This window comes from Serratia sp. CY47444, assembly GCF_052168635.1.
Lineage (GTDB): Bacteria > Pseudomonadota > Gammaproteobacteria > Enterobacterales > Enterobacteriaceae > Serratia > Serratia bockelmannii.
Map to the genome: position 1 here is coordinate 22,987 of NZ_JBJNMH010000026.1, position 24,279 is coordinate 47,265.

General features: G+C 58.1%; 27 protein-coding genes and 1 tRNA gene. 16 read left to right on the top strand and 12 right to left on the bottom strand.

From position 1 onward, the window contains the following. The first annotated feature begins 6 nt into the window (after positions 1-6). From ACJ8IL_RS23055 to ACJ8IL_RS23080, 6 genes are all read left to right on the top strand, one after another. Entirely contained in the window at positions 7-621 is a 615-nt protein-coding gene (locus tag ACJ8IL_RS23055) for a fimbrial protein (protein WP_197811763.1), read from the top strand. Positions 622-631: 10 nt separating this feature from the next. Next, a complete protein-coding gene (locus ACJ8IL_RS23060; protein ID WP_173890585.1) occupies positions 632-1,204 on the top strand; it encodes a fimbrial protein in 573 nt (190 codons plus the stop codon). 10 nt (positions 1,205-1,214) lie between these two features. Continuing rightward, on the top strand, positions 1,215-1,727 hold the full coding sequence (locus ACJ8IL_RS23065; RefSeq protein WP_197770563.1) for a fimbrial protein: 513 nt from the start codon (positions 1,215-1,217) through the stop codon (positions 1,725-1,727). 170 nt (positions 1,728-1,897) lie between these two features. Continuing rightward, positions 1,898-2,710 carry a hypothetical protein gene (locus ACJ8IL_RS23070; protein WP_164068724.1) on the top strand — a complete coding sequence of 271 codons (813 nt, stop codon included), beginning with the start codon at positions 1,898-1,900 and terminating at the stop codon, positions 2,708-2,710. Between the two features lie 252 nt (positions 2,711-2,962). Further along, a complete protein-coding gene (locus ACJ8IL_RS23075; protein ID WP_060433953.1) occupies positions 2,963-3,499 on the top strand; it encodes a helix-turn-helix transcriptional regulator in 537 nt (178 codons plus the stop codon). 136 nt (positions 3,500-3,635) lie between these two features. Beyond that, positions 3,636-3,920 carry a hypothetical protein gene (locus tag ACJ8IL_RS23080; protein WP_043143788.1) on the top strand — a complete coding sequence of 95 codons (285 nt, stop codon included), beginning with the start codon at positions 3,636-3,638 and terminating at the stop codon, positions 3,918-3,920. A gap of 865 nt (positions 3,921-4,785) precedes the next feature. Here the strand turns inward: ACJ8IL_RS23080 and ACJ8IL_RS23085 are convergent. The 6 genes from ACJ8IL_RS23085 to aspA all read right to left on the bottom strand — a co-directional run bounded on the left by ACJ8IL_RS23085 (position 4,786) and on the right by aspA (position 10,621). Continuing rightward, a tRNA-Phe gene (locus ACJ8IL_RS23085) sits at positions 4,786-4,861 on the bottom strand. A gap of 160 nt (positions 4,862-5,021) precedes the next feature. Next, the gene (gene dicD, locus ACJ8IL_RS23090; protein ID WP_004929655.1) at positions 5,022-5,597 is read right to left on the bottom strand and encodes a division control transcriptional repressor DicD; all 576 of its coding nucleotides are present in this window, start codon (positions 5,595-5,597) and stop codon (positions 5,022-5,024) included. 42 nt (positions 5,598-5,639) lie between these two features. Next, complete coding sequence (locus ACJ8IL_RS23095) at positions 5,640-7,349, bottom strand: protein-disulfide reductase DsbD (RefSeq protein WP_164068746.1); 1,710 nt, start codon at positions 7,347-7,349, stop codon at positions 5,640-5,642. Next, complete coding sequence (gene cutA, locus ACJ8IL_RS23100) at positions 7,325-7,648, bottom strand: divalent cation tolerance protein CutA (protein ID WP_004929657.1); 324 nt, start codon at positions 7,646-7,648, stop codon at positions 7,325-7,327. Before cutA ends, ACJ8IL_RS23095 begins: the two co-directional genes overlap by 25 nt. Before the next feature lie 109 nt (positions 7,649-7,757). Further along, the gene (locus tag ACJ8IL_RS23105; protein WP_016929379.1) at positions 7,758-9,059 is read right to left on the bottom strand and encodes an anaerobic C4-dicarboxylate transporter; all 1,302 of its coding nucleotides are present in this window, start codon (positions 9,057-9,059) and stop codon (positions 7,758-7,760) included. A 125-nt stretch (positions 9,060-9,184) separates the two neighbouring features. Further along, a complete protein-coding gene (aspA, locus tag ACJ8IL_RS23110; RefSeq protein ID WP_004929659.1) occupies positions 9,185-10,621 on the bottom strand; it encodes an aspartate ammonia-lyase in 1,437 nt (478 codons plus the stop codon). A gap of 370 nt (positions 10,622-10,991) precedes the next feature. Here aspA and ACJ8IL_RS23115 point away from each other — a divergent pair, with 370 nt between their 5' ends. The 5 genes from ACJ8IL_RS23115 (at position 10,992) to ACJ8IL_RS23135 (ending at position 16,153) form a co-directional block, all read left to right on the top strand. Further along, a complete protein-coding gene (locus ACJ8IL_RS23115) occupies positions 10,992-11,480 on the top strand; it encodes an FxsA family protein (protein WP_004929660.1) in 489 nt (162 codons plus the stop codon). Between the two features lie 189 nt (positions 11,481-11,669). Beyond that, positions 11,670-11,963: a co-chaperone GroES gene (locus tag ACJ8IL_RS23120; protein WP_004929661.1), complete on the top strand. Its 294-nt coding sequence runs from the start codon at positions 11,670-11,672 to the stop codon at positions 11,961-11,963. Between the two features lie 44 nt (positions 11,964-12,007). Continuing rightward, positions 12,008-13,654: a chaperonin GroEL gene (groL, locus tag ACJ8IL_RS23125; protein ID WP_004929662.1), complete on the top strand. Its 1,647-nt coding sequence runs from the start codon at positions 12,008-12,010 to the stop codon at positions 13,652-13,654. Positions 13,655-13,879: 225 nt separating this feature from the next. Continuing rightward, positions 13,880-15,505 carry a methyl-accepting chemotaxis protein gene (locus ACJ8IL_RS23130; RefSeq protein ID WP_197791155.1) on the top strand — a complete coding sequence of 542 codons (1,626 nt, stop codon included), beginning with the start codon at positions 13,880-13,882 and terminating at the stop codon, positions 15,503-15,505. Positions 15,506-15,808: 303 nt separating this feature from the next. Further along, positions 15,809-16,153 (top strand): DUF4156 domain-containing protein, encoded by a 345-nt coding sequence (locus ACJ8IL_RS23135; RefSeq protein ID WP_025305007.1) that lies wholly within the window; start codon positions 15,809-15,811, stop codon positions 16,151-16,153. A gap of 86 nt (positions 16,154-16,239) precedes the next feature. On the opposite strand, the gene epmB is transcribed toward ACJ8IL_RS23135, so the two are convergent. Next, positions 16,240-17,268: an EF-P beta-lysylation protein EpmB gene (gene epmB, locus ACJ8IL_RS23140; RefSeq protein WP_049205239.1), complete on the bottom strand. Its 1,029-nt coding sequence runs from the start codon at positions 17,266-17,268 to the stop codon at positions 16,240-16,242. 42 nt (positions 17,269-17,310) lie between these two features. Here epmB and efp point away from each other — a divergent pair, with 42 nt between their 5' ends. The 4 genes from efp (at position 17,311) to sugE (ending at position 18,841) form a co-directional block, all read left to right on the top strand. Next, positions 17,311-17,877 (top strand): elongation factor P, encoded by a 567-nt coding sequence (gene efp / locus ACJ8IL_RS23145; RefSeq protein WP_004929666.1) that lies wholly within the window; start codon positions 17,311-17,313, stop codon positions 17,875-17,877. Positions 17,878-17,947: 70 nt separating this feature from the next. Then, complete coding sequence (locus ACJ8IL_RS23150; protein WP_004929667.1) at positions 17,948-18,079, top strand: entericidin A/B family lipoprotein; 132 nt, start codon at positions 17,948-17,950, stop codon at positions 18,077-18,079. A gap of 120 nt (positions 18,080-18,199) precedes the next feature. Beyond that, the gene (locus tag ACJ8IL_RS23155) at positions 18,200-18,331 is read left to right on the top strand and encodes an entericidin A/B family lipoprotein (RefSeq protein ID WP_004929668.1); all 132 of its coding nucleotides are present in this window, start codon (positions 18,200-18,202) and stop codon (positions 18,329-18,331) included. Between the two features lie 192 nt (positions 18,332-18,523). After that, positions 18,524-18,841: a quaternary ammonium compound efflux SMR transporter SugE gene (gene sugE, locus ACJ8IL_RS23160; protein WP_004929669.1), complete on the top strand. Its 318-nt coding sequence runs from the start codon at positions 18,524-18,526 to the stop codon at positions 18,839-18,841. Here sugE and blc read toward each other — a convergent pair. The 5 genes from blc to frdA all read right to left on the bottom strand — a co-directional run bounded on the left by blc (position 18,835) and on the right by frdA (position 22,755). Next, entirely contained in the window at positions 18,835-19,368 is a 534-nt protein-coding gene (gene blc / locus ACJ8IL_RS23165) for an outer membrane lipoprotein Blc (RefSeq protein WP_142591004.1), read from the bottom strand. The genes sugE and blc overlap by 7 nt on opposite strands. A gap of 84 nt (positions 19,369-19,452) precedes the next feature. Further along, positions 19,453-19,812 carry a fumarate reductase subunit FrdD gene (gene frdD / locus ACJ8IL_RS23170; protein ID WP_004929672.1) on the bottom strand — a complete coding sequence of 120 codons (360 nt, stop codon included), beginning with the start codon at positions 19,810-19,812 and terminating at the stop codon, positions 19,453-19,455. A gap of 12 nt (positions 19,813-19,824) precedes the next feature. Continuing rightward, entirely contained in the window at positions 19,825-20,217 is a 393-nt protein-coding gene (gene frdC / locus ACJ8IL_RS23175) for a fumarate reductase subunit FrdC (protein WP_197811768.1), read from the bottom strand. Positions 20,218-20,231: 14 nt separating this feature from the next. After that, positions 20,232-20,966: a succinate dehydrogenase/fumarate reductase iron-sulfur subunit gene (locus ACJ8IL_RS23180; RefSeq protein ID WP_004929676.1), complete on the bottom strand. Its 735-nt coding sequence runs from the start codon at positions 20,964-20,966 to the stop codon at positions 20,232-20,234. Further along, on the bottom strand, positions 20,959-22,755 hold the full coding sequence (gene frdA, locus ACJ8IL_RS23185) for a fumarate reductase (quinol) flavoprotein subunit (protein ID WP_167324740.1): 1,797 nt from the start codon (positions 22,753-22,755) through the stop codon (positions 20,959-20,961). Before frdA ends, ACJ8IL_RS23180 begins: the two co-directional genes overlap by 8 nt. Before the next feature lie 385 nt (positions 22,756-23,140). Between frdA and epmA the strand changes: the two genes are divergently transcribed. Beyond that, positions 23,141-24,118, top strand: a complete 978-nt coding sequence (gene epmA, locus ACJ8IL_RS23190; RefSeq protein WP_025305012.1) for an elongation factor P--(R)-beta-lysine ligase — start codon at positions 23,141-23,143, stop codon at positions 24,116-24,118. The last annotated feature ends 161 nt before the right edge of the window (positions 24,119-24,279 follow it).

A 24,279-nucleotide genomic window follows, 5' to 3' on the forward strand; every position in this document is an offset into this window, starting at 1 on the left:
AAACTCATGCAAAGAATCGATAGCGGCTGCAACAGCCAGGAGAGAGGCGCTTTAACCCGACGGGCAGGCCAGGCGGCGTTATTGGCGCTGGTTTTGCTGACGAGCCAGGGGAGCCGGGCAGAGCCTGGTAACCACGGCATGTTGTTTGTGCATGGCGCGCTGACCGAAGGCGCCTGCCGGCTGGAGATGTCTTCGGCCCACCAGGATATCTGGCTGGGTGAAACCACCACGAGCAGCCTGGCAGTGCCCGGCAACCGCACGCAGCCGGTGGCCTTCCAACTGCGGTTGCGTGACTGCACGCGCATGGGGGCGGCCATCAGAGACACTCGCCTCGGTTACCGGCTGTGGGATGCCTACCAGCCGGCGGTCACGGTGAGCTTCACCGCCCCGGCCGATGCGGATAACCCGCAGCTGGTGCAGGTGCAGGGCGCCGAAGGCCTGGGGCTGCGGCTGTTGGATGCGGATAACCGCGATGTGCGGCTGGGCAGCCGCAGCCGGCCGCAGCTGCTGGCGCTGGGCGATAACGGGCTGCAGTTTTATGTGATGGCGGAGCGCACGCGTGCGCCGCTGTTGGCGGGCGCCTACCGCGCGGCGATCGATTTCCGGCTGAACTATGACTGAGGTGGACGGTATGGGCGATACAGGGCGACGTACGCTGGCCATTGGCGGTGAATATCTCCTTCTGGGCTGCGCGCTGGCGGCCAGCACCGCTGCCGCTTCGGCGCTCACGCTGCTGGCGGTGCTGAGTTTTGGCCAGCTGGCGCAGGCTGCGACGGTGAATGTCACGGTGAAAGGCGAAGTGCTCGCGAAACCAAAGTGTGAAATCAACGGCGGCAATGACATCGATGTGCCCTTCGGCGAACTGAATATCGCAGACATTGACGGCGTTAACTACGGCAAGAAAAAGATCCCCTATAGCGTGAGCTGCAGCGGCGATACCTCCGGCTCGAACGGAAATATGAAAGTGTCATTGCAGGGCGAGAACTCAAATTTTGGCGTCGGTTTGCTGCGCACCCGCGAGAAGGAAGATTTGGCGATCAAGCTGCTGTTCGAAAATGGCCAGCAGCTGAAGCTGAACGAGTGGCATAACTTTTTTTATCCCAATTATCCACTGCTCTATGCCGTACCGGTCAAGCGCGGCGGCGCCAGGTTGAGTGGCGGGAACTTTTCCAGTTCCGCCACATTATTAGTCGAGGTTCAATAAGGAGATGAAGATGAAATATATTCCAGGGTTGGCTGCCTTGGCCTGCATGGGGTTGCTGGCCAGCGGCGCGGCGCAGGCGATAAATGTGAACTTTACCGGTACGCTGGTGAAGGCGCCAGACTGCGTCCTCAACACGGATAAAGATATCAGCGTTGATTTTGCGGAAGTGGTGGGCACCAAGGTTGATGGTAAAGCCTACAAGAAAATGCCGATCCCCTACACCGTCAGCTGTAGCGGCGGTTCACCAGGCAGCGGCCAGCTTAAGGTGATGCTGGGCTATACGACCGTCCCATGGGGGGATTACAGCTCGATCCAGGCCCAACCTATCCTGAAATTTGCTAATTTCGGGTTGCGTATCATAGAAGGGGACGCGGATAAAACCTATGTGCCTAACACCAAGGTGGTGGTTGCCGATCAGAATAATCCGCCTAAGTTCTACGCCGTGCCTATCGGCAAAGAGAACGCAGGTTTACCTGAGGGGGCTTTCACCGCGTCGGCTACCATGACCGCTATGTATGAGTAAAGCATTATCCCAGCACCGAAGCTGCACTGCTCCGGTGCTGGGTTGCGGCAGCAATTAAAGCCACCGCATTATAAGCGCGGTGGAAAGAGGCGCACCGACGGCACTTAACCGGCGGAATATTTTCGCCATTGGCGAGGTCGGATAATCTATTTTGCCGGCAGGGTAACCAGATGAAAAAGATTTTTTTAGTGTTAATCGTATTTTTCGGCGGCACGAATGTGGCCAGCTCCGCTAATTTTGAGGCTATTCCTCGTATAGAGTATATAACCCCTTACAATGCTTTCCTCTCTTTTACGTTTCTCCGTATTTTACCGGATTCGCAGGAACCCAACCCCTGTTATGGGCAAAGAGACTGCAATTTATCTGTGGTGATGACCTTATCGAGCTCCCCACGTGTAGGTGTGGCATTGGTTGAGACCAACAGCAGCTGCAACACGGCGGATTGCAAGACCAGCACGAAAACGGCCAAAACCATGGGGGAGCTCGCGCCGTTAGTCAGGTATTTAGGGCGCAATGGAACGAACTCGACCAGAGATATAAATCAGATTAACAACTGGCCTCTTAGACTCTGCTTCGGTGTGTCAATTAACGGTAAATGGAGTGGCCCTTTCGGCTGCTCCCCAGAGATACCCAGGACAAACAGCTGCGATATTCTTGACACGAACGCCATCGTTGACTTTGGCTCATTCAGCAGCGACGTTACGGCCCGGCAGGCCACGGGAAGCATCAAGATAAATTGTGCCAGCGAGGCTTACTTACGCGTTAAGTTTAATTCCAATGTCACCAACATGTCGTTAAGCCAGGACGGGCGGATGACCGCCAGCCTGAAGTTTAGAGACCTGATCACCGGCGTGGGCGAGGATTATATAAAAGTGCCAGGCGGCAATAGAGAAATCTTTATCGACGGTGATCTCAGGAATAATAATACGTCACATACCGGCCCGTTTTCTGTGCCTGTGGTAGCGATAATAGAAATCATATAACAGTGACTAAACGGCCCGCCCCCTCTTTTTAATGGGGTGCTGGCGTTATGAATGTGTTACCCCGTTAGGAATGTGATTATCAGCGATACGTTTCATTAGGCGCTGTTACTCTTGGCCCTTCCACTGAAAGTATTTTAAGCGGAAGGCTGCGTAAAATGAATAACGGTGGAGGCAGAATCTACCGGGCTGTTTCTCAGGAATAGTTTCTCGTTTGGCAAACAAGGGAAAATAGGCCTACAGGAGGCTCAGACAATGAAACCAATCAATATTGTGATTGATGACGAAAACCGCTATTTTGCCGCCGGCTTGCGGTTAAGCATTGCGAAATATGCGCAGCAGTATAACAAAGTCGCGCATTTCCTGCCGCCAGGCAGCGATGAGCGGCCTGACATCGTGTTGACCTCGCAGATCCGGCGCACCCGATGCTGGGCTGCCTATTCAAGGGCACACGTCGTCACCATTAAAGAAAGGCAGACCCTTGTCGCCAGGCGTACAAGCCGGGTGTTGTACCGCACTGACGATCAGCAATACCTGTTTACGCTGCTGACCGATGCCCTGGCCAATCCCGGCCCGGTATGCCATTTTTCCGGTCAGGCGCTGACCCGCCGTGAGCGGCAGGTTATCGGCTATATGCGGCGTGGGTTGGATCAATCGCAAACCGCCAGAATAATGGGTGTGAGCGTTAAAACGGTGCACAGCCATAAACGTTCGGTAATGGGTAAGCTGATGTTAAACCGCAGCCATGACTTTATGTATTGGTTACTATCTCCAGAGGCAGAGTATTCCTAACCGTGATGGGGAATGATTTTAATTATTCCCATCTGTTATCTTTATATCGCTAAAGGATAGCTTATTTTGATTAACATTTACCGGGAGAATGTTAATTCTTGTTTTATTCATTTGTTAGATAGCAAAAGGGAAAGTTATGAAAAAGACAGCGGCTTTACTTATTGGCGCTTGCATCATGATGGCATCTTATGCACATGCCGGTTTTAACGGCAATCATAACGTGCAGGGCAATAATGGCAACGCCAGCGGCGCCGGCAATAGCGATTTTGGTCAATGCATCAATGGTCAAGGGAAAAATGGTGGGCAATGTGCGGGCAATACCAACACAGGCGTCAAGCCTAAAGAAAAAGATAAAGGCGAAGTCATGAATGCGATTTGTGAATCGCCGTTTATGAAAAAATACTCGCCGCTATGCCAGTAATATTGATTTTTAAATGACAAGCAGGGTTATCCTCCCTGCTTTTTTTGTGGCTATTGATTAAATATCCTGTTGTTCCGACTAAAAATATAAGTTCGGTGAATTATTATCGTTGGCAGTGATGGTAGCTGTACGTAATTTACGTGGGGTATTATCTACACCAAGGGAAAGGTTAAGTGGATTTGTTTTATTTCGCGATATTCTTGTTGTGTTTAAGCATCTATTCATTCTACAAACATGCGCAGCGGATGAAGAAAAGGCAGCTATCTATTCAAGAACTCGGCCATTCTTCCCGTTGGTTGGCATTGCGACGTCATCATTGACGCTGCTACGCATTGTATGACGTAGCGTTTTTTACCAGAGAGTAGTATCCGCCTCAACGAAAGAGGGTGCCCGGACTCGGACAACCGGCGCTGGCGCCGCGTTGAACAGCGCTTCAGCGCTGGCCCGCAGGGTGAGGCCTTTGGCCGAATAATCGAACGCAGTTCGATGGAGAGTCCGTACCCCAGAAAGCGAAAAACCCGCCATAGGCGGGTTCTTCTAAATAGGGCGACCGGACTCGGACAACCGGCGCTGGTGCCGTGTTGAATAGCGCTTTAGCGCTGGCCCGCAGGGTGAGGCCCTTGGCCGAATAATCGAACGCAGTTCGATGGAGAGTCCTGTTCCTGAAAAGCAAAAACCCAGCCATAGGCGGGTTCTTCTGAATAGGGCGACCGGACTCGGACAACCGGCGCTGGCGCCGCGTTGAACAGCGCTTCAGCGCTGGCCCGCAGGGTGAGGTCTTTAGACCGAATAATCGAACGCAGTTCGATGGAGAGTCCGTACCCCAGAAAGCGAAAAACCCGCCATAGGCGGGTTCTTCTGAATATGGTGCCCGGACTCGGAATCGAACCAAGGACACGGGGATTTTCAATCCCCTGCTCTACCGACTGAGCTATCCGGGCAACGCGCAGCATTAAACCGTATTGGCCGAAAGCCGTCAATGGCTTTATGCGTGAAAGACGTTAAAATGCCTCCGGTTGCTGGCTTTTCAGGCAAAGGGCGCAAAAAATGCGCCTGTTCTGGCTATCACCTTGGGTTGGCTGTGCCGCCAACCCTGCCGATTCAGCTTAACGCCCCGTTGCGGCGGCACTGCGCCACCTGCAAGATGTCTTCCGCCAGCCGTTTGGCGACCGATACGTCCTGGAGCTGGCGTTTTACCAGCAGTTTGCTCAGGCAGCCTTCCTGAATCAATTCCATTTGCTGCGCCACCATGTCGGCGTCGTCGGCATCCATGTCGCGCAGCAGTTCGCGGGTCAGCTCCAGCGAGGTCAGCTTTTGCTGCTCCGCCAGTTGGTGGATCGGATGATCCGTTTCCGGGAAGAAGCTGCAGGCGGCGATAAACAGGCAGCCGGGGTAGCGGTCTTGCTGCACGTATTCCGCCAGCACGTCATAGCGCGCCAGCAGCTTTTGCTGCGGGCTCAGGCTCTCGTCCAGCAGCAGCTGGCGGCGCCAGGTGTCGATCTGTTGGCCGTGGTAGCGCAGGCAGTCGTACAGCAGCGCTTCGCGATCTGGCCAGAACCGCTTGAGATCGCCGGGCTGAACGTCGAGTTTTTCCGCCAGCATCTCTAATGTGGCGGTCGCCAGGCCCTGTTGTTCCAACAGGCCCAGCGCGGTATCAAGGACGTGTTCACGTTGCACTTGTGCTTCCTCCTCTTCGGTTCAGAACCTCAGTGTTATTTATCACATCACTTTCTGCAAATGCGCGTTGAAGGCTTCCGCCTTCATAAAACCGGTGACCCGCTGTGCTGTCAGTTCCTGGCCCGCCGGATCGAAGAACAGGATCGTCGGCAGCCCCAGCACCTTCAGGTGCTTCAGCAGCGCCGCCTGTTCCGCGCTGTTAGCGGTGACGTCCGCCTGCAGCAGCACCGCGTTGGCCAGGCTTGCCTGCACCGCGGCGTCGCTGAAGGTGTATTTTTCGAACTCTTTACAGGCCACGCACCAGTCGGCGTACAGATCCAGCATCACCGGCTTGCCCCGCGCCTGTTGCAGCACGAGATCGAGCTGTTCGACGTTGTTGATGCGGGTAAAGGCCAGATGCGGTTGAGCCGCCTGCTGCGCCTGGTCGGTGCCGAAAGCCCAGTCTTGCAGCGGCCGCGCGGCGATCACCGCCGCCGCCAGCAACAGCAATTGCAGGGCACGTGCCCAGCCGCGTGCGCTTCTTAGGCTCAGGGCGAAGGCCCAGCTGAAGAACGCCAGGCCGAGCAGGCTCCATAGGCGCAGGCCCCACAGGTCGCCGATCACCCGCTCCAGCAGGAACACCGGCAGCGCCAGAATGACGAAGCCGAAGGCCTCTTTCACGTACTGCATCCACGGGCCGCTGCGCGGCAGCAGGCGATTGCCGAACAGGGTGACGATCACCAGCGGAATGCCCATTCCCAGCGCGTACAGGTACAGCGTGCCGCCGCCGGCCCACAGATTACCGCTCTGGGCGATATACAGCAGGATGGCGCTGAGTGGCGCGGTGGTGCAGGGGGAACAGATCAGCCCGGCCAGGGCGCCCATCAGGAACACGCCGTTCAGTGAGCCGCCGCGCTGGGTGTTGCTCCAGTTTGCCAGCCGGGTTTGCAGCGCCGAGGGTAACTGCAGGGAATAGAGGCCGAACATCGACAGCGCCAGCGCGATGAACAGCGCCGACAGGCCAATCAGGACGTAAGGATGCTGCAGCGCCGCCTGGAACTGCAATCCGGCGGCGGCCACCACCAAGCCCAGCAGGGTGTAGGTGAGCGCCATGCCCTGCACGTAAACCACCGCCAGCGCCAGAATGCGGCCGCTGCTTTGCGGCCGGTCGCGGCCGAGGATGATGCCGGAGATCAGCGGGTACATCGGCAGTACGCACGGGGTGAAGGCGATACCGATGCCGATCAGCAATGCCCACAGCGGCGAGAACGGCAGGCTGGCCGGTGTGGCGGGGGCTTCAGCCGGCGCAGAGGCCGAGAGCGGCGCGGCTGCGCTGACCGCGTCCAGCGGGATGGTTCGGGTTTCCGGCGGATAGCAGAAGCCGGCCTCGGCGCAGCCCTGATAAGTGACGCTGAGGCTGGCGTTGGCCGCCGCCTGTTGCAGCGGTACCTGCAGATTCAGCTGCTGTTTGAAAATCGCCACTTCGCCGAAGAATTCATCCTTGTGGCTCAGTCCTTCGGGCAGGGTAAACGCGCCGAGCGTCGCCTGCTGCGGCACCAGTTTGATCTGCTGACGATACAGGTAGTAGCCGGGGCGGATCTGCCAGTTCAGCGTTACCTGGTTGCCTTGCTGTTTGAAATCGAAAGTGAAGGCCTGATCGACAGGCACGAACTGGCTGCCGCCCTTCGGCGCGAACAGCGAAGCCTGTGCCGCCTGCGGCAGGAAGCACAGGCTGCACAGCAGCAAAATCAGTTTAAGGAAGCGTTGATCCATAACAGGTAGTCTTTATCTCCGGCCATCACCGGCAAGACCAGCAGCTCGGGCGTCTGGTAAGGGTGATGTTGTTTCAGGGTGTCGAGCAGGGCTTGCTGACGGCGGCGATCGCTTTTGAACAGCATCTGCACTTCGTATTCCTGTTCCAGTTTCCCTTCCCAGTAATACAGCGAGGTGGCGCCGGGCAGCAGCGTGGCGCAGGCCGCCAGCTTATCGCCCAAGACCCGCGCCGCCAGTTCCTGGGCGCTGGCTTCATCGGGTGCGGTACAGAGTATGACGACAGCTTCGCAATCAGACATCTTCAGCCCTCTCATCGATTCGAATGGGCACTATACCCTGAAGGCGGATTGGCTAGAAGGCGAGTTTATCGCCAAAAGGAAAACCGGGGCCGCAGCCCCGGTCGAAGCCTTACAGCATGACGCTGCCGAGCAGGAAGCCGAATACCACCGCGAAGATCACGCCCATGGTGCCGGGAATGAAGAACGGATGGTTGAACACGAAGCGGCCGATGCGCGTGGTGCCGGTGTCGTCCATCTGCACCGCGGCGACCAGCGTCGGGTAGGTCGGCAGGATGAACAGGCCGGAAACGGCGGCGAAGGAGGCGACGGCGGTCAGCGGCGACACGTTCAGCGCCAGCGCCATCGGCATCAGCGCCTTGGCGGTGGCGGCCTGCGAGTACAGCAGCGCCGAGCAGAAGAAGAAGATCACCGCCAGTAGCCACGGGTGCGCCTGAATGACGCTGCCGGCCGTCTCTTTGATCCAGTCGATGTTGGCCTGCACGAAGGTATCGCCCAGCCAGGCGACGCCGAGGATACAGATACAGGCGCTCATGCCGGCCTTGAAGGTGCTGGAGTTCAGCACCATGTCGGTATCGACGCGGCACAGCAGGGTGGTCAGCGTGGCGACGCTCAGCATGATGATCAGGATGGCGTTGGTGGTGTTCATCAGCGGCTTGGCCACCAGGCCCAGGCCCGGGCTGTTGATGATGGCGTAAGCCACTACGCACAGCACGCCCAGCAGGAACAGCAGCACCGAGGTTTTGGCGCGCGGTTTGATCGCCAGCGCGTTGTTGCCGCGCAGGGTGATCAGACCCTCTTCCAGGCGTTTCAGGTACACCGGGTCGTTAGACAGCTTGGAGTCGAACAGCCAGGTCACCAGCAGCGACATCACCAGCACGGCGCAGAAGGTGGACGGGATCACCACCATCAGCAGGTGCAGGTAGCTGACGCCGTGGCCTTCCATCACCGAAGACATGTACACCACCGCGGCGGAGATCGGCGAGGCGGTGATGGCGATCTGGGCGGACACCACGGCGGTCGACAGCGGGCGGCAAGGCTTGATGCCCTGTTCTTTCGCCACTTCGGCGATCACCGGCAGCGCCGAGAGCGAGATGTTGCCGGTGCCGGCGAAGATGGTCAGGAAGTAGGTGACGATAGGGGCGAGAATGGTGATGTGCTTGGGGTTCTTGCGCAGCAGCTTTTCGGTCTGCTGCACCAGATAATCCATCCCCCCGGCGACCTGCATCGCGGAGATCGCTGCGATCACCGCCATAATGATGGAAATCACGTCGAAGGGAATGCTGCCCGGCTTGACGCCGATCAGCGCCAGGACCAGAACGCCCAACCCCCCCGCGAACCCGATACCGATACCGCCCAACCTGGCCCCTAAAAAGATGGCCAGCAGAACGATAACCAATTCTACGGCTAGCATAGTGTTTACTCCTTAAAATGAGAGAAATTGAAAATCAAACGTTAAAATTTTGTGGGCGCCGGAAAGTAAAAAGGCACGCTATCCAGAGGATTTAGCGTGCCTTTCAGGGCTACCGGGTAGGTCTGTTATTGTTCATTTTCATCCGTATAGCGTTTAGCTTTATAAGCCGGGTGCATCAGGTTCTCCACGGAGAAGATGTCATCCAGCTCGGCTTCGGTCAGCAGGCCGCGTTCCAGCACCACTTCGCGCACGCTCTTGCCGGTTTCGGCGCAGATCTTCCCGACGATGTCACCGTTGTGGTGGCCAATGAACGGGTTCAGATAGGTGACGATACCGATCGAGTTGAAGACGTAGTGTTCGCAGACTTCTTTATTCGCGGTGATGCCGTTAATGCATTTTTCCAGCAGGTTGTAGCAGGCGTTGGTCAGGATGTGGATCGACTCGAACATCGCCTGGCCGATCACCGGCTCCATCACGTTCAGCTGCAGCTGGCCCGCTTCGGCCGCCATGGTAACGCAAGTGTCGTTGCCAATCACCTTGAAACACACCTGATTGACCACTTCCGGCACCACCGGGTTCACTTTGGCCGGCATGATGGACGACCCCGCCTGCAGCTCCGGCAGGTTGATTTCGTTCAGGCCGGCGCGCGGGCCGGAGGAGAGCAGGCGCAGGTCGTTACAGATTTTGGACAGTTTCACCGCCAGGCGTTTGAGTGCGCTGTGCACCATCACGTAGGCGCCGCAGTCGGAGGTGGCTTCGATCAGGTCTTCCGCCGGTACCACCGGCAGGCCGCTGACTTCCGCCAGTTTTTGCACCGCCAGCGGCTGATAGCCTTCCGGGGTGTTGAGCGCGGTGCCGATGGCGGTGGCGCCCAGGTTAACTTCCAGCAGCAGCTCCGCGGTGCGGTGCAGGTTGCGGGTCTCTTCGTTCAGCAGCACGCTGAAGGCGTGGAATTCCTGGCCGAGGGTCATCGGCACTGCGTCCTGCAGCTGGGTGCGGCCCATTTTCAGGATGGTTTCGAACTCTTTCGCCTTGCGATCGAAGCCTTCACGCAGCTGGTTGATGGCGTCGATCAGTTTCTGGTTGGAGGCGTACACCGCGATGCGGAACCCGGTCGGGTAGGCGTCGTTGGTGGACTGGCACTTATTGAGGTGATCGTTCGGGTTCAGGTACTGGTATTCGCCTTTTTGATGGCCCATCAGCTCCAGGCCGATGTTCGCCAGCACTTCGTTGGTGTTCATGTTCAGCGAGGTGCCTGCGCCGCCCTGGAACACGTCCACCGGGAACTGATCCATGCACTTGCCTTTATCCAACACCTCGTCGCAGGCCTGGATGATCACGTCGGCGATTTTGCGTGGGATGGTTTTGAGTTCTTTGTTGGCCATCGCCGCGGCCTTTTTCACCATCACCATGCCGCGAACGAACTCGGGGACATCGCTGATTTTGCTGTTGCTGATGTAGAAGTTTTCAATCGCACGCAGAGTGTGAACTCCGTAGTAAGCGTCTGCGGGGACTTCACGTGTTCCTAACAGGTCTTCTTCGATACGAATGTTGTTTGACATGAGAACCTTCTCTATGTGTTGCTGCCGAATTAATAATTTGTCAGGTCAAGGCTAGTAAGGGCACAGCCTAAATTAATGTTGCCGAAGGCTTGGGGCGTGAAACGATTAACCAAATCGCCCGTTGCTGCCCAGATCATATGCTGGTTGGTAAGAAATGACTGAACCCAGATCACCTTATGGTGTTTAAGGATATGCCCTTTTCCGGTTCTGTGACTTCTTTCACGTTTGTGAACTTTAGCAATAAAAACCGGCTCTCGGTTGAAATGGTGGGGGGATGCCCTCATTGTAATGGTGTCGGCCGTTTACGGCCTCTTTTTTCGCGCTGTCGCCCCCATGGCGGCCGTGCCTTACCTACCGATAGGAGAACCAGGTGCGCTGGTTACCGCTACTGCTGATATTTCTGCTGGCTTACATAGAAATATCCATCTTTATCAAAGTCGCCGCCGTGCTCGGCGTGGCTGTCACCCTGCTGCTGGTGGTGTTCAGCTCCTGCGTCGGCATTTCGCTGGTGCGTAATCAGGGCATGAAAACCTTCGTGCAGATGCAGCAAAAACTGGCGGCCGGCGAAAGCCCGGCGGCGGAAATGGTGAAAAGCGTTTCGCTGGTGCTGGCGGGCTTCCTGCTGCTGATACCGGGCTTCTTCACCGACTTCCTCGGCCTGTTGCTGCTGCTGCCGCCGGTGCAAAAATCGCTGACGCTGAAGCTGATGCCGCACCTGTCGGTGTATCGCCCCGGCGGTTGGACGGGCGGCGACGCCGCCAACGGCAATACCTTCGACGGCGAATTCCAGCGCAAGGACGACGAACGCCCGGTGCTGGAACACCGCCCGGACGAGGATCGCAAACCTCACGATCGTTAAGCAAACGCGGCTCAGGCCGCGTTTTTCATCTCTGCGGCACTCGCCGAACCGAAAATGCGAAATTTTTTTTGTTCGCCCCCTTGAAGGGGGCTGGAACGCCCCCATCTCAAATGCCACGAGGCCGGTAATAACAACCATCCGGTGTACAACCCTAAATCTGATAGAGACCTTCTTACAGGAGAGCGTTCAATGAGTATTCGTCCATTGCATGACCGCGTTATCGTCAAGCGCAAAGAAGTTGAATCAAAATCTGCTGGCGGCATCGTCCTGACTGGCTCTGCTGCGGGTAAATCCACTCGCGGTGAAGTGGTTGCAGTGGGTAAAGGGCGTGTGCTGGAAAACGGCAACATCCAACCGCTGGATGTGAAAGTTGGCGATATCGTGATTTTCAACGACGGCTACGGCGTGAAAGCAGAGAAGATCGACAATGAAGAAGTGTTGATCATGTCCGAAAGCGACATTCTGGCAATTGTTGAAGCGTAATTGCGCTTTATCTTCTGAACTGAACGAGTTGAAGGGAAATACCAATGGCAGCTAAAGACGTAAAATTCGGCAATGACGCTCGCGTGAAAATGCTCCGCGGCGTGAATGTTCTCGCTGATGCAGTAAAAGTGACCCTGGGCCCGAAAGGCCGCAACGTAGTGCTGGATAAATCTTTCGGCGCACCGACCATCACCAAAGACGGCGTTTCCGTTGCGCGTGAAATCGAACTGGAAGACAAGTTCGAGAACATGGGCGCACAGATGGTGAAAGAAGTGGCCTCCAAAGCGAACGACGCGGCGGGCGACGGCACCACCACTGCAACCGTACTGGCTCAATCCATCATCACCGAAGGCCTGAAAGCGGTTGCTGCAGGCATGAACCCGATGGATCTGAAGCGCGGCATCGACAAAGCGGTTGTCGCTGCGGTTGAAGAACTGAAAAAACTGTCCGTACCTTGCTCCGATTCCAAAGCTATCGCTCAGGTCGGCACCATCTCCGCCAACTCCGACGAAACCGTGGGTAAACTGATCGCGGAAGCGATGGAGAAAGTGGGCAAAGAAGGCGTTATCACCGTTGAAGAAGGCACCGGCCTGCAAGACGAGCTGGACGTGGTTGAAGGTATGCAGTTCGACCGCGGTTACCTGTCCCCATACTTCATCAACAAGCCGGAAACCGGTTCTGTTGAGCTGGAAAGCCCGTTCATCCTGCTGGCTGACAAGAAGATCTCCAACATCCGCGAAATGCTGCCGGTGCTGGAAGCCGTTGCCAAAGCAGGCAAACCGCTGCTGATCATCGCTGAAGACGTAGAAGGCGAAGCGCTGGCGACTCTGGTGGTCAACACCATGCGCGGCATCGTGAAAGTGGCTGCCGTTAAGGCACCTGGCTTCGGCGACCGTCGTAAAGCCATGCTGCAGGACATCGCGACCCTGACTGCCGGTACCGTTATCTCTGAAGAGATCGGTCTGGAGCTGGAAAAAGCCACTCTGGAAGACCTGGGTCAGGCAAAACGCGTTGTGATCAACAAAGACACCACCATCATCATCGATGGCGTGGGCGACGAAGCGACCATCCAGGGCCGCGTTGCTCAAATTCGTCAGCAGATCGAAGAAGCGACCTCTGACTACGATCGTGAAAAACTGCAGGAGCGCGTAGCGAAACTGGCCGGCGGCGTTGCCGTTATCAAAGTTGGCGCAGCCACTGAAGTTGAAATGAAAGAGAAGAAAGCCCGCGTTGAAGACGCCCTGCACGCGACCCGCGCCGCAGTGGAAGAAGGCGTGGTTGCCGGCGGTGGCGTCGCGCTGATCCGCGTTGCAGGCAAAATCGCCGCGCTGAAAGGCGACAACGAAGACCAGAACGTGGGTATCAAAGTTGCGCTGCGCGCAATGGAAGCCCCTCTGCGTCAGATCGTGGTCAACGCCGGTGAAGAAGCTTCCGTTATCGCCAACCAGGTGAAAGCGGGCGAAGGCAGCTACGGCTACAACGCTTACTCTGAAGAATACGGCGACATGATCGCGATGGGTATCCTGGATCCAACCAAAGTGACCCGTTCTGCTCTGCAGTACGCGGCTTCCGTGGCTGGCCTGATGATCACCACCGAATGCATGGTCACCGACCTGCCGAAGGCTGACGCACCGGATCTGGGCGCAGCAGGCGGCATGGGTGGCATGGGCGGCATGGGCGGCATGATGTAATCATCCCCCACACGCTTGTGTGCTGAGAACCCCGGTCAACTGACCGGGGTTTTTTTTAGCTTAAAAATCAATTAAAAGGATGTTTCGTTAGCTTGTTATTAGTTTTGTGAATGAATAATTGCATTATTTTGTTTTTACCCTAAACCGTTGTCGTTTCGTACCGATATAGCCCCTACCAGGCGGGGAATTTCCCCTCGCCGGTGTGACTGTCAACGGAGACGACTTATGCTGAAAAATATGAAAATAGCCACCTGGCTGATGATGATGCTGTTGCTGCTGGGCTTGATGCCCATGGGAACCGGCGCCATTGCCTTCTATTTCATGCAGCAAAACGGCCACAGTATCGACAGGATGAGCACCTTCTCCGACGAGGAAGCGGCGCTGAACCGCAGTTGGCGTGCTTTGCTGCAAACGCAGACGCTGATCGACAACATGGCGTTCGAGCGCTGGGCGCAGACCAGCAGAGCCGATATTCAGCAGGGTATCGATGAGGCGCGAGGTGAGCTGCGCAGCGCCGACGTCGCGTTCAACCTGTTTTGGGAGACGCCGGGCCTGACGGTATCGCGCCCGGATCTGGGCGAGGCGATGAAAAAGGTTTACCTGGCGCAGCAGGCGGTGCTGAAGCAAGAACTGACGCTGTTGGCCGACACGCCACAGACGGCGCTGATCGAGCGGCTGCACGCCATGGCGGCAGAGAAGCGCCAGGTGCGCCAGCGGTTGGATAACCAGTTTGCCGACTACATGCGGGCCACGGTGGCCGCCCACCGTCTGGCAGTGGAAGAGGCGGAGCAGACCCAAAAAGTCTTCGCCCGCCTGCTGAGTGGCACCCTGGCGGCGATCCTGCTGCTGCTGGTCGCCGTGCAGCGTGATTTCCGCCGGCGCTTGATTCTGCCGCTGCGCCAGATCGCCGAACACTTGCAAAAGGTTGGGCGCGGCGATCTACGCAGCGAGATCGCGGTACGCAACAACAATGAGATCGGCATGCTGTTCGCCAGCCTACGGACGATGCAGCAGGAGCTGAGTGCGACCGTGCAGCAGGTGCGTGACGGTGTGGAGTCGATCAACCACGGTACGCACGAGATCGCCGTCGGCAACGCCGATCTCTCCAGCCGCACCGAAGAACAAGCCAGCGCGCTGACGGAAACCGCCGCCAGCATGGAGCAGATTACCGCCACGGTGCGGCAAAACGCCGATAACGCCACTCAGGCCGCCGGCATGGTCAATCAGACCGCCGGCATTGCCCGCAACGGCGAAACGCTGATGGCCAGCGCGATCGACAAGATGCGGGCGATCAACGACAGCGCGCGTCAGGTGGGGGATATTACCAGCGTGATCGACGGCATCGCCTTCCAGACCAACATTCTGGCGCTGAACGCCGCCGTCGAGGCCGCACGTGCCGGGGAGCAGGGGCGGGGTTTTGCGGTGGTAGCCGGCGAAGTGCGCAATCTGGCGCAGCGCTGCGCGACTTCGGCCAAGGAGATCAGCGGTCTGGTCGACGGCGTAACCGGCGATATCGCCGCCGGCGTGCGGCTGGTGGAACAGGCGGGCGAGACGATGAATGCCATCGTCGGCTCGGTGAACCAGGTGACGTCGCTGATGGATAACATCTCCTATGCGTCGGAAGAGCAAAGCAAAGGCGTCGAGCAGGTCGGGGTGGCGGTGACCCAGATGGATCAGGTGACCCAGCAGAACGCCGCGCTGGTGGAGGAGGTGGCGACCACCGCCGTCGGCGTGGAGGAACAGGCGGCCCTGCTGGCGCAGGCGGTGGCGGTATTCAAACTGGCGGAGGGGGAATCGCGCCAGGGCGACGTGGAGGCGCAGGCATCGGCGACCGTTGCCGGTTGGGTATAACGCCGCCGCACTGTATTTGATGATATTTTTGCCGCCCGGGGCGATTTAGCTGGTAAACTGGTAAGTCATCAGCTGTCGCTCAAGACGTTGGCCCGCTCGCGCGGCAACGGATGCTTAAGAGATGGCATCGCTTTCTGATATACCCTATGAATTTCAAGTTGTAGCTAGGCGGCCAGCTCGTGAGTCCCCAGGCGCTTACTTGAGTAAGTAACTGGGGTGAGCGAGTGCAGTCAACAACGCTACAGCTTGAAAGGCGACGGGTAGAAGATTTTGCGTAATTCTCAACATCGAATGGGGAACAAGATGCGGATTAAAGCCTTACTGGGTCTTTCGGCAGCGATGCTGCTGGCGGGTTGCAGCACCACTCATGAACTGACCGCTGCGGGTCAGCAGATCAAGTTCACCGACAGCAAGCCGGCGGCGGAATGCCAGCTGCTGGGGGAAGTGACCGGCACCCAGAGCAACTGGCTGTCCGGCAACGGCGGTGAAGGCAGCTCCATGCGCGGTGCGGCCAACGATCTGCGCAACAAGGCGGCGGCCATGGGCGGCAACGTGATCTACGGCGCCAACAGCCCGAGCCAGAATCTGCTCTCCAGCTTCGCACCGCTGGACAGCAAAATGGTCGGCCAGGTTTACAAGTGCCCGTAAGGCGCTGAGGCCGCAGCCGCAAAGAAATAAAAAAGAGGAATGCCACGGCATTCCTCTTTTCGTTCCATCGGGCCATGTGGCGCGCGTCACTCCTGCATCAGGCGCAGGTCGATCGGCGTTTTGCTCGGTTCGCCGCCCACTTCACGCGTCAGGCGCGGCACCAGATAACCGGACACCTTGCTCAGCAGCGCCTGCATGATGACGCGCGCTTCATCGTCGCTGACCATGAAGTGCGCCGCGCCCTGCACCTTGTCCAGCACGTGGATGTAATAGGGCAGGATGCCGGCGTCGAACAGCGCGTTGCTGAGCGCCGCCAGCGTATCGGCATCGTCGTTGACGTCGCGCAGCAGCACGCTTTGGTTGAGCAGCGTGACGCCGGCGAGGCGCAGCTGCGCCATGGCGCTTTGCAGGTCGCGGTCAATTTCGTTGGCGTGGTTGATGTGCGTGACCATCAGCACCTGCAGGCGCGAGGCCGACAGCAGGCGGCACAGCGCCGGCGTGATGCGAGCCGGGATCACCACCGGCAGACGGGTGTGAATGCGCAGGCGTTTCAGGTGCGGGATGGCCTCCAGCTCGCCGACCAGCCATTCCAGCTCGCTGTCCTTGGCCATCAGCGGATCGCCGCCGGAAAAAATGATCTCGTCCAGTTCCGGATGTTGGCGGATATAATCCAGCGCCTGCCGCCAGTTGTTCTTGTTGCCCTGATTATCCTGATAGGGGAAGTGGCGGCGGAAGCAGTAACGGCAGTTGACCGCACAGCCGCCCTTGACCAGCAGCAGTGCACGATTGCGGTATTTGTGCAGCAGGCCCGGCACCACGCTGCGTTGCTCATCGAGCGGATCAGTGGTGAACCCTGGGGCGTTGATGAACTCCTCTCTGGCGGTCAGCACCTGGCGCAGCAGCGGGTCGTTGGCATCGCCGGGGCGCATGCGCGCAGCGAAGGCGCGCGGCACGCGCAGGGCAAACAGCCGGCGGGCATCGCGCCCCTGCGGCAGTTCCGGGTGCGTATTCAGTGACAAAAGCTGCAGTAATTCATCAGGATCGGTAATAACATCGGCGAGTTGATGCAACCAATCTTCTCTATGTGCCGTACTTTGGGTTATAATGTGTGCCATTTTTTTGGCTAAGCTACCAGTTCAAATATTCAGAGGGCCATCATGGCGACTTATTCTAGCAACGATTTCCGTCCGGGTCTTAAAATCATGTTCGAGGGCGAACCTTACGCCGTCGAAGCCAGTGAGTTCGTTAAGCCGGGCAAAGGCCAGGCGTTCGCGCGCGTGAAAATGCGTCGTCTGCTGACCGGCACCCGCGTGGAAAAAACCTTCAAGTCTACCGATTCTTGCGAAGGCGCAGACGTGATGGACACCAACATGAACTACCTGTACAGCGACGGTGAGTTCTACCACTTCATGCACCCTGAGTCTTTCGAACAGCATCAGGTTGACGGCAAAACCGTCGGCGACGCGGCCAAATGGCTGCAGGATAACGCAGAGTGCATCATCACCCTGTGGGATGGCCGTCCAATCGCCGTTCAGCCGCCGAACTTCATCGAAGCGGAAATCACCGATACCGATCCTGGCCTGAAAGGCGATACCGCAGGGACTGGCGGCAAGCCGGCTACCCTGAGCACCGGCGCCGTGGTAAAAGTGCCGTTGTTCGTCCAGATCGGCGAAGTGATCAAGGTTGACACTCGCTCTGGCGAATACGTCTCTCGCGTCAAGTAAGTTTCAAAACAGAGGAACCCCCGCGGTTCCTCTGTTTTATCCTATCCCCGTTCGTTGGCAGAAAATCCGCATGTTCAAGAAAACGTTGTTGGCCGTGCTCTCCCTGTTGTTCCTTTTCTCCCTCAGCAGTTGCAATACGTTTCGCGGTTTCGGCGAAGACGTTCAGCATCTCGGCGGCGCCATCTCCCGCACGGCCAGCTGATCCCGCCTTTAACCCGATGTATTTGCGCCACAAAGCCGGTCACGATCCCACACCCTCCGTCAATTTTGACTACGCTTAGAAAGCCGTACTTTTTCATCAACGACAAATAAGGACTTTCTTATGCTGAAGAAAAGTATTATCGCGATCTTCTCTTTGATGATTTTGAGCTCGCTGACCGCCTGCAATACCACCCGCGGTGTGGGTGAAGACATTCAGGCCGGCGGCAAGGCTATTCAGCGCAGCGCGGAATAATCCGTTCTCTACCCGGCGGCGTTCCGGCTGCGGAGAGCCGCCACATTTCTATCCCTTGCCTGAGCGTTAACGCTGCTGCTATCCTGCCGCAGTGCGGGTGAGGTTACCCGTCATGCGTCACCTCGCTAAACGGGACGACCCGTTTACGCGTCATTTTATCGGGGACGACCCCAGTGGTAGGGAGGCCGTCTCATGGCCTGGATTATTCTGCTTATCGCCGGTTTGCTCGAAGTGGTTTGGGCTATCGGTCTGAAATACACCCACGGTTTTACCCGGCTGACGCCGAGCATCATCACCATCGCCGCGATGGTGGTCAGCATGTTGCTGTTGGCCAACGCCATGAAAACGCTGCCCGCCGGCACCGCCTATGCGGTGTGGACCGGCATCGGCGCGGTGGGCGCGGCCATCATGGGCATGGTGCTGTTGGGCGAATCGACCAATATCGCGCGCATCATCAGCCTGTGCCTGATCGTGGTCGGCATACTCGGGCTGAAGTTCAGCAGTCACTGATCGGCGGACTGTTGCACCCAGATCAGCTTGTCGGTGGCGAAACCGTAGCCTTTGGCCGTCTGCAATAAGCTGTCGCGTACGCTGGCGTCAAGCGTCGGCGTGCGCGACAGGATCCACAGATAGTCGCGGTTAGGGCCGCAAACCAGCGCGTAGCGATACGCCGGGTCCAGGGCAATCACGTTATAGCCGCCGTAGAAGGGGCCGAAGAACGACACTTTCAGCGCCGCGACCTGCGGTGAACCGATAAAGTAGGCTTTGCCTTCGCTTTCTTGCCATTGCTGTTTTTGCGGATTGAAGCCGCGATTGATGACTTTCAGCCCGCCGTCGGCGCGCGGGCTGTAATGGGCGGTCACCTGCTGCAAACCGCGTTCAAAACGATGATCCAGACGAGCGATCTCATACCAGGTACCGAGATAGCGCTGGCTGTCAAAGGGGGTCACGACCTTGATGTCTTTAGGCGGGGAGACGCTGCAGGCGACGGAGAGCAGGGCGGAAAGCATGACGCAAAGCTTTGACCATAAACGCATCGGTGACTCCTGTTTACCGGGGGCGAGTAGACAGTGTAGCCGATGAGAAAAGGGCGGCCAACGGGCGTTGGCCACCCGAGCGGTTTACAGAGTGACGACGCCGATGACGGTGACGACGCTGAGGATTGCCGCCAGACCGTAGAACACCCACTTGCCGGCCGGCACGTGGATCTTCAGATCGTGCATCGCATGGTGGATGCGGTGCAGGCCGCACCACAGCGGCAGAATGATCATCAGCAGCAGGAACAGGCGGCCGATCAGGCTCTGGCAGAACGCCAGCACGCGCTCGTAACCCAGCGCTTCACCGGGGAACAGCCCCAGCGGCAGCAGAATGCCGACCAGCAGCACGATAGCCGGCGCGACGATCGCGCCCCACATGCCGCCGGCGCCGAACAATCCCCAGAAAACCGGCTCATCGGAGCGTTTAGGTGCTTGATTTATCATGTTTCCTCCGGATTAGAACAGGGCCACGGCCAGGATGACCACGCTGACGACGATCGTGACGGCCCACAGCCCTTTCACGATGGGGCCCGGTCCCATTTTCTCGCTGTTGACCACGATATTGGCGGCCTTCGGCGCCAGATCGAACCAGGTTTTGGTGTGCAGCGCCGCCGCCAGCAATGCGACGACGTTGATTAACAGCACCAGCGGATTCTGCAAGAAACCGACGAAGCCGGCCCAGCTCTCGGCGCCGCCCTTCAGCGCGAACACGCCGTAGAGCAGCACGATGCTGAACCAGACCGCCAGCACCGAGGTGCCTTCGCGCAGCATGTAGAAACGGTAGAAGCCGAGCTTTTGCCACCAGGTGGACGTCATGGTGCGCACATAGGGCTTACGTTGAGTTGTCATGGCAATTTTCTCCCTTATTGCGGCTTCAGCATGGCGATCATGAAGTCCTTGGCGCTCTCCACCTTGCCTTGCTGGATAGCGGCGGCGGGATCGACGTGTTTCGGACAGACTTCGGAGCAATAGCCGACGAAGGTGCAGCTCCAGACGCCGTTTTGGCCGTTGAGCTGCGGCATGCGCTGTTTCTTGCCGTGGTCGCGGTTGTCCAGGTTATAACGGTGCGCCAGCGTGATCGCCGCCGGGCCGATAAACTCGGGGTTGAGGCCGAACTGCGGGCATGCCGCGTAGCACAGGCCGCAGTTGATGCAGCCGGAGAACTGGTGGTATTTGGCCATCTGCGCCGGCGTCTGCACGTTTGGGCCATCCTCCGGTTTGCGATCGTTGCCGATGATGTACGGTTTGATCGCCTCCAGGCTTTCGATGAAGTGGGTCATGTCGACCACCAGATCGCGCTCGATCGGGAAGTTGCCCAGCGCTTCAACCTTCATGCCGCCGACGTAGTCGCGCAGGAAGGTTTTGCACGCCAACTTCGGCACGCGGTTGACCATCATGCCGCAGGAGCCGCAGATCGCCATGCGGCAAGACCAGCGGTAGGAGAGGTCCGGCGCCAGGTTATCCTTGATGTAGCCCAGTGCATCGAGCAACGAGGTCTGTTCGTCGTAAGGCACGGCGTAAGTGACGAAATGCGGCTCGGCGTCGCTTTCCGGGTTATAGCGCATGACGTCGATCTTCAGGGTTTGCATCTCAGCCATTTGCCTGCTCCTTATTCTTTTTCTCCTGCGCTTCGGCTTCTGCGCCGTAGACGCGTTTGGCCGGCGGCAGCTTGGTGATTTTCACGTCGCTGTATTCGAGACGCGGCGCGCCCTGCGGGTTATGGAACGCCAGCGTATGCTTGAGGAAGTTGACGTCGTCACGCTCGGTGCAGCCTTCGTCCAGGCGCTGGTGGGCGCCGCGCGACTCTTTGCGGTTAAACGCGGAGTGCGCCATGCATTCGGCGACGTCCAGGCCATAGCCCAGCTCGATGGTGTACAGCAGATCGGTATTGAAGACGCTGGTGTTGTCGGTGATGTTGACGCGCTTGAAACGCTCTTTCAGCTCGGCCAGCTTATCGATGGTTTTTTGCATCAGCTCCGGCGTGCGGTAAATGCCGCAGCCTTCTTCCATCGACAGCCCCATTTCGTCGCGGATCTTCGCCCAGTTTTCGTTGCCTTCCTGCTTCATCAGGTTGCTCAGGCGGGTTTCGACGTCGCGGGTTTGCGCATCCAGCGCGCTGCCGTTGGCCGGCGCGGTCTCGAGCGCGCGGCGCGCGGCGTGTTCACCGGCGACGCGGCCGAACACCACCAGTTCCGCCAGCGAGTTGGAGCCGAGGCGGTTGGCGCCGTGCAGGCCGACGGAGGAGCACTCGCCGACCGCGAACAGCCCCTTGATGCGGGTTTCACAGTTCTGGTCGGTTTCAATGCCGCCCATAGTGTAGTGCGCGGTAGGGCGCACCGGGATCGGATCTTTCACCGGATCGACGCCGACGTAGGCCTTGGCCAGTTCGCAGATGAACGGCAGCCGCTCCAGCAGCTTTTTCTCGCCCAGGTGGCGCAGATCGAGGTAGACCACGTCGCCGCGTGGGGTGGCGATGGTGCGGCCGGCGCGCCATTCATGCCAGAAGGCCTGGGACACTTTATCGCGCGGACCCAGCTCCATGTATTTGTTCTTCGGCTCGCCCAGCGGGGTTTCCGGACCCATGCCGTAGTCTTGCAGGTAACGGTAGCCGTCTTTGTTCACCAGGATGCCACCTTCGCCGCGACAGCCCTCGGTCATCAGGATGCCGGAACCGGGCAGGCCGGTCGGATGATACTGCACGAACTCCATGTCGCGCAGCGGTACGCCGTGGTGGAACGCCATGCCCATGCCGTCGCCGGTAACGATGCCCCCGTTGGTGTTGTAGCGATAAACGCGCCCGGCGCCGCCGGTGGCCATCACCACCGCGTTGGCGCGGATCTGCACGCGGGTGCCTTCCATCATGTTGAGCGCCACCAGGCCGCGCGCCTGGCCGTCATCCACCAGGATATCCAGCACGAAGTGCTCGTCGAAGCGTTGGATCTGCGGGTATTTCAGCGAGGTTTGGAACAGGGTGTGCAGCATGTGGAAGCCGGTCTTGTCGGCGGCGAACCAGGTGCGTTCGATCTTCATGCCGCCGAAGCGCCGCACGTTGACCGACCCGTCCGGTTTGCGGCTCCACGGGCAGCCCCATTGCTCAAGCTGGGTCATCTCGCGCGGGCACTGATGCACGAAGTGATCGACCACGTCCTGTTCGCACAGCCAGTCGCCGCCGGCGACGGTGTCGTGGAAATGGTAGTCGAAGGTATCGTGATCCTGGGTGACGGCGGCGGAGCCCCCCTCGGCGGCGACCGTGTGGCTGCGCATCGGGTAGACCTTAGAGATCAGCGCGATTTTCAGTTGGGGATTGGCTTCCGCTGCGGCTATTGCTGCACGTAAACCAGCGCCCCCGGCCCCAATAATGGCAAGATCGGCGTTAAAGGTTTGCACTGCATTCCTCCAATGTTCTTATTAAGAACGGCAAGTTAAATATCTATGCTTAAAATTTAGCGAACTCTTCGGGTGCTAACTAATTGAACCGATTAATGTTGCTTAAAGGTTAAGGATAGATATCTCCCACCAATAATGGGGAATTAACTATACCTAAAGTTAAGTAGTCGAAATTTGATGTGATCGATTGTTTTGTCGATTAACGCTCGACCAACAGGCTTGCCTGTTTTTTTGCGCGTTTGGCCTGCTTTACCCTTTTTAACGCGCTTTTGCCGCCCATTTATCGGAAATTGGCGTTATGGACGGTTGTGCATCGTGAAGAATTTGTTTGGCTGCAAGGATGCGAGTAGACTGCATCCCCTGTTTGATTTCGGAGTTAATTACCATGAGCGAAACGGCAAGCTGGCAGCCTAGTGCACCCATCGCCAATTTGTTGAAACGCGCAGCGATTCTGGCTGAGATCCGGCGTTTCTTCGCCGATCGTGGCGTGCTGGAAGTTGAGACGCCCACCATGAGCCAGGCGACGGTCACCGACGTTCACCTGTTCCCGTTCGAGACGCGTTTCGTCGGGCCGGGGGCGGCAGAGGGCCTGACGCTATACATGATGACCAGCCCGGAATATCACATGAAGCGCCTGTTGGCGGCGGGCAGCGGCCCGATCTACCAAATGGGGCGCAGCTTCCGCAATGAAGAAGCCGGGCGGCATCACAACCCGGAATTCACCATGCTGGAGTGGTACCGTCCGCACTACGACATGTACCGCCTGATGAACGAGGTGGACGATCTGCTGCAACAGGTGCTGGACTGCGAGAGCGCGGAGACCCTGTCCTATCAGCAGGCGTTCCTGCGCCATCTGGACATCGATCCGCTGTCGGCGGAGAAGGCGCAGCTGCGTGAAGCGGCAGCCAAACTCGATCTGAGCAACATCGCCGATACCGAAGAAGACCGTGATACGTTGTTGCAGCTGCTGTTCACCGTGGGCGTGGAGCCGCATATCGGCCGTGAAAAACCGGCGTTCGTGTACCACTTCCCGGCCAGCCAGGCGGCGCTGGCGGAGATCAGCACCGAAGACCACCGCGTGGCGGAGCGTTTCGAGGTGTATTTCAAGGGCATTGAGCTGGCGAACGGTTTCCGCGAGCTGACCGACGGCCGTGAACAACAGCAGCGCTTCGAGCAGGACAACCGCAAACGTGCGGAGCGCGGCCTGCCGCAGCAGCCGATCGACTACAACCTGTTGGCGGCGTTGCAGCACGGCATGCCTGAATGCTCCGGCGTGGCGCTGGGCGTGGATCGCCTGGTGATGCTGGCGCTGGGCGCCGAGAGCCTGAGCGAAGTATTAGCCTTCCCAGTCGGGATTGCCTGAGTTTCAGGCGGTGAGAAAAGCAAAAAGGGTCGGCATTTGCCGACCCTAATGAGATGGTCACCCCCACCCTGTGAGCGGTACGCTGACAGGGTGTTTTTCTTTCCGGAGGGGATCATCATGCAAAACATTACGCTCATCGGTATCGACCTCGGCAAACATAC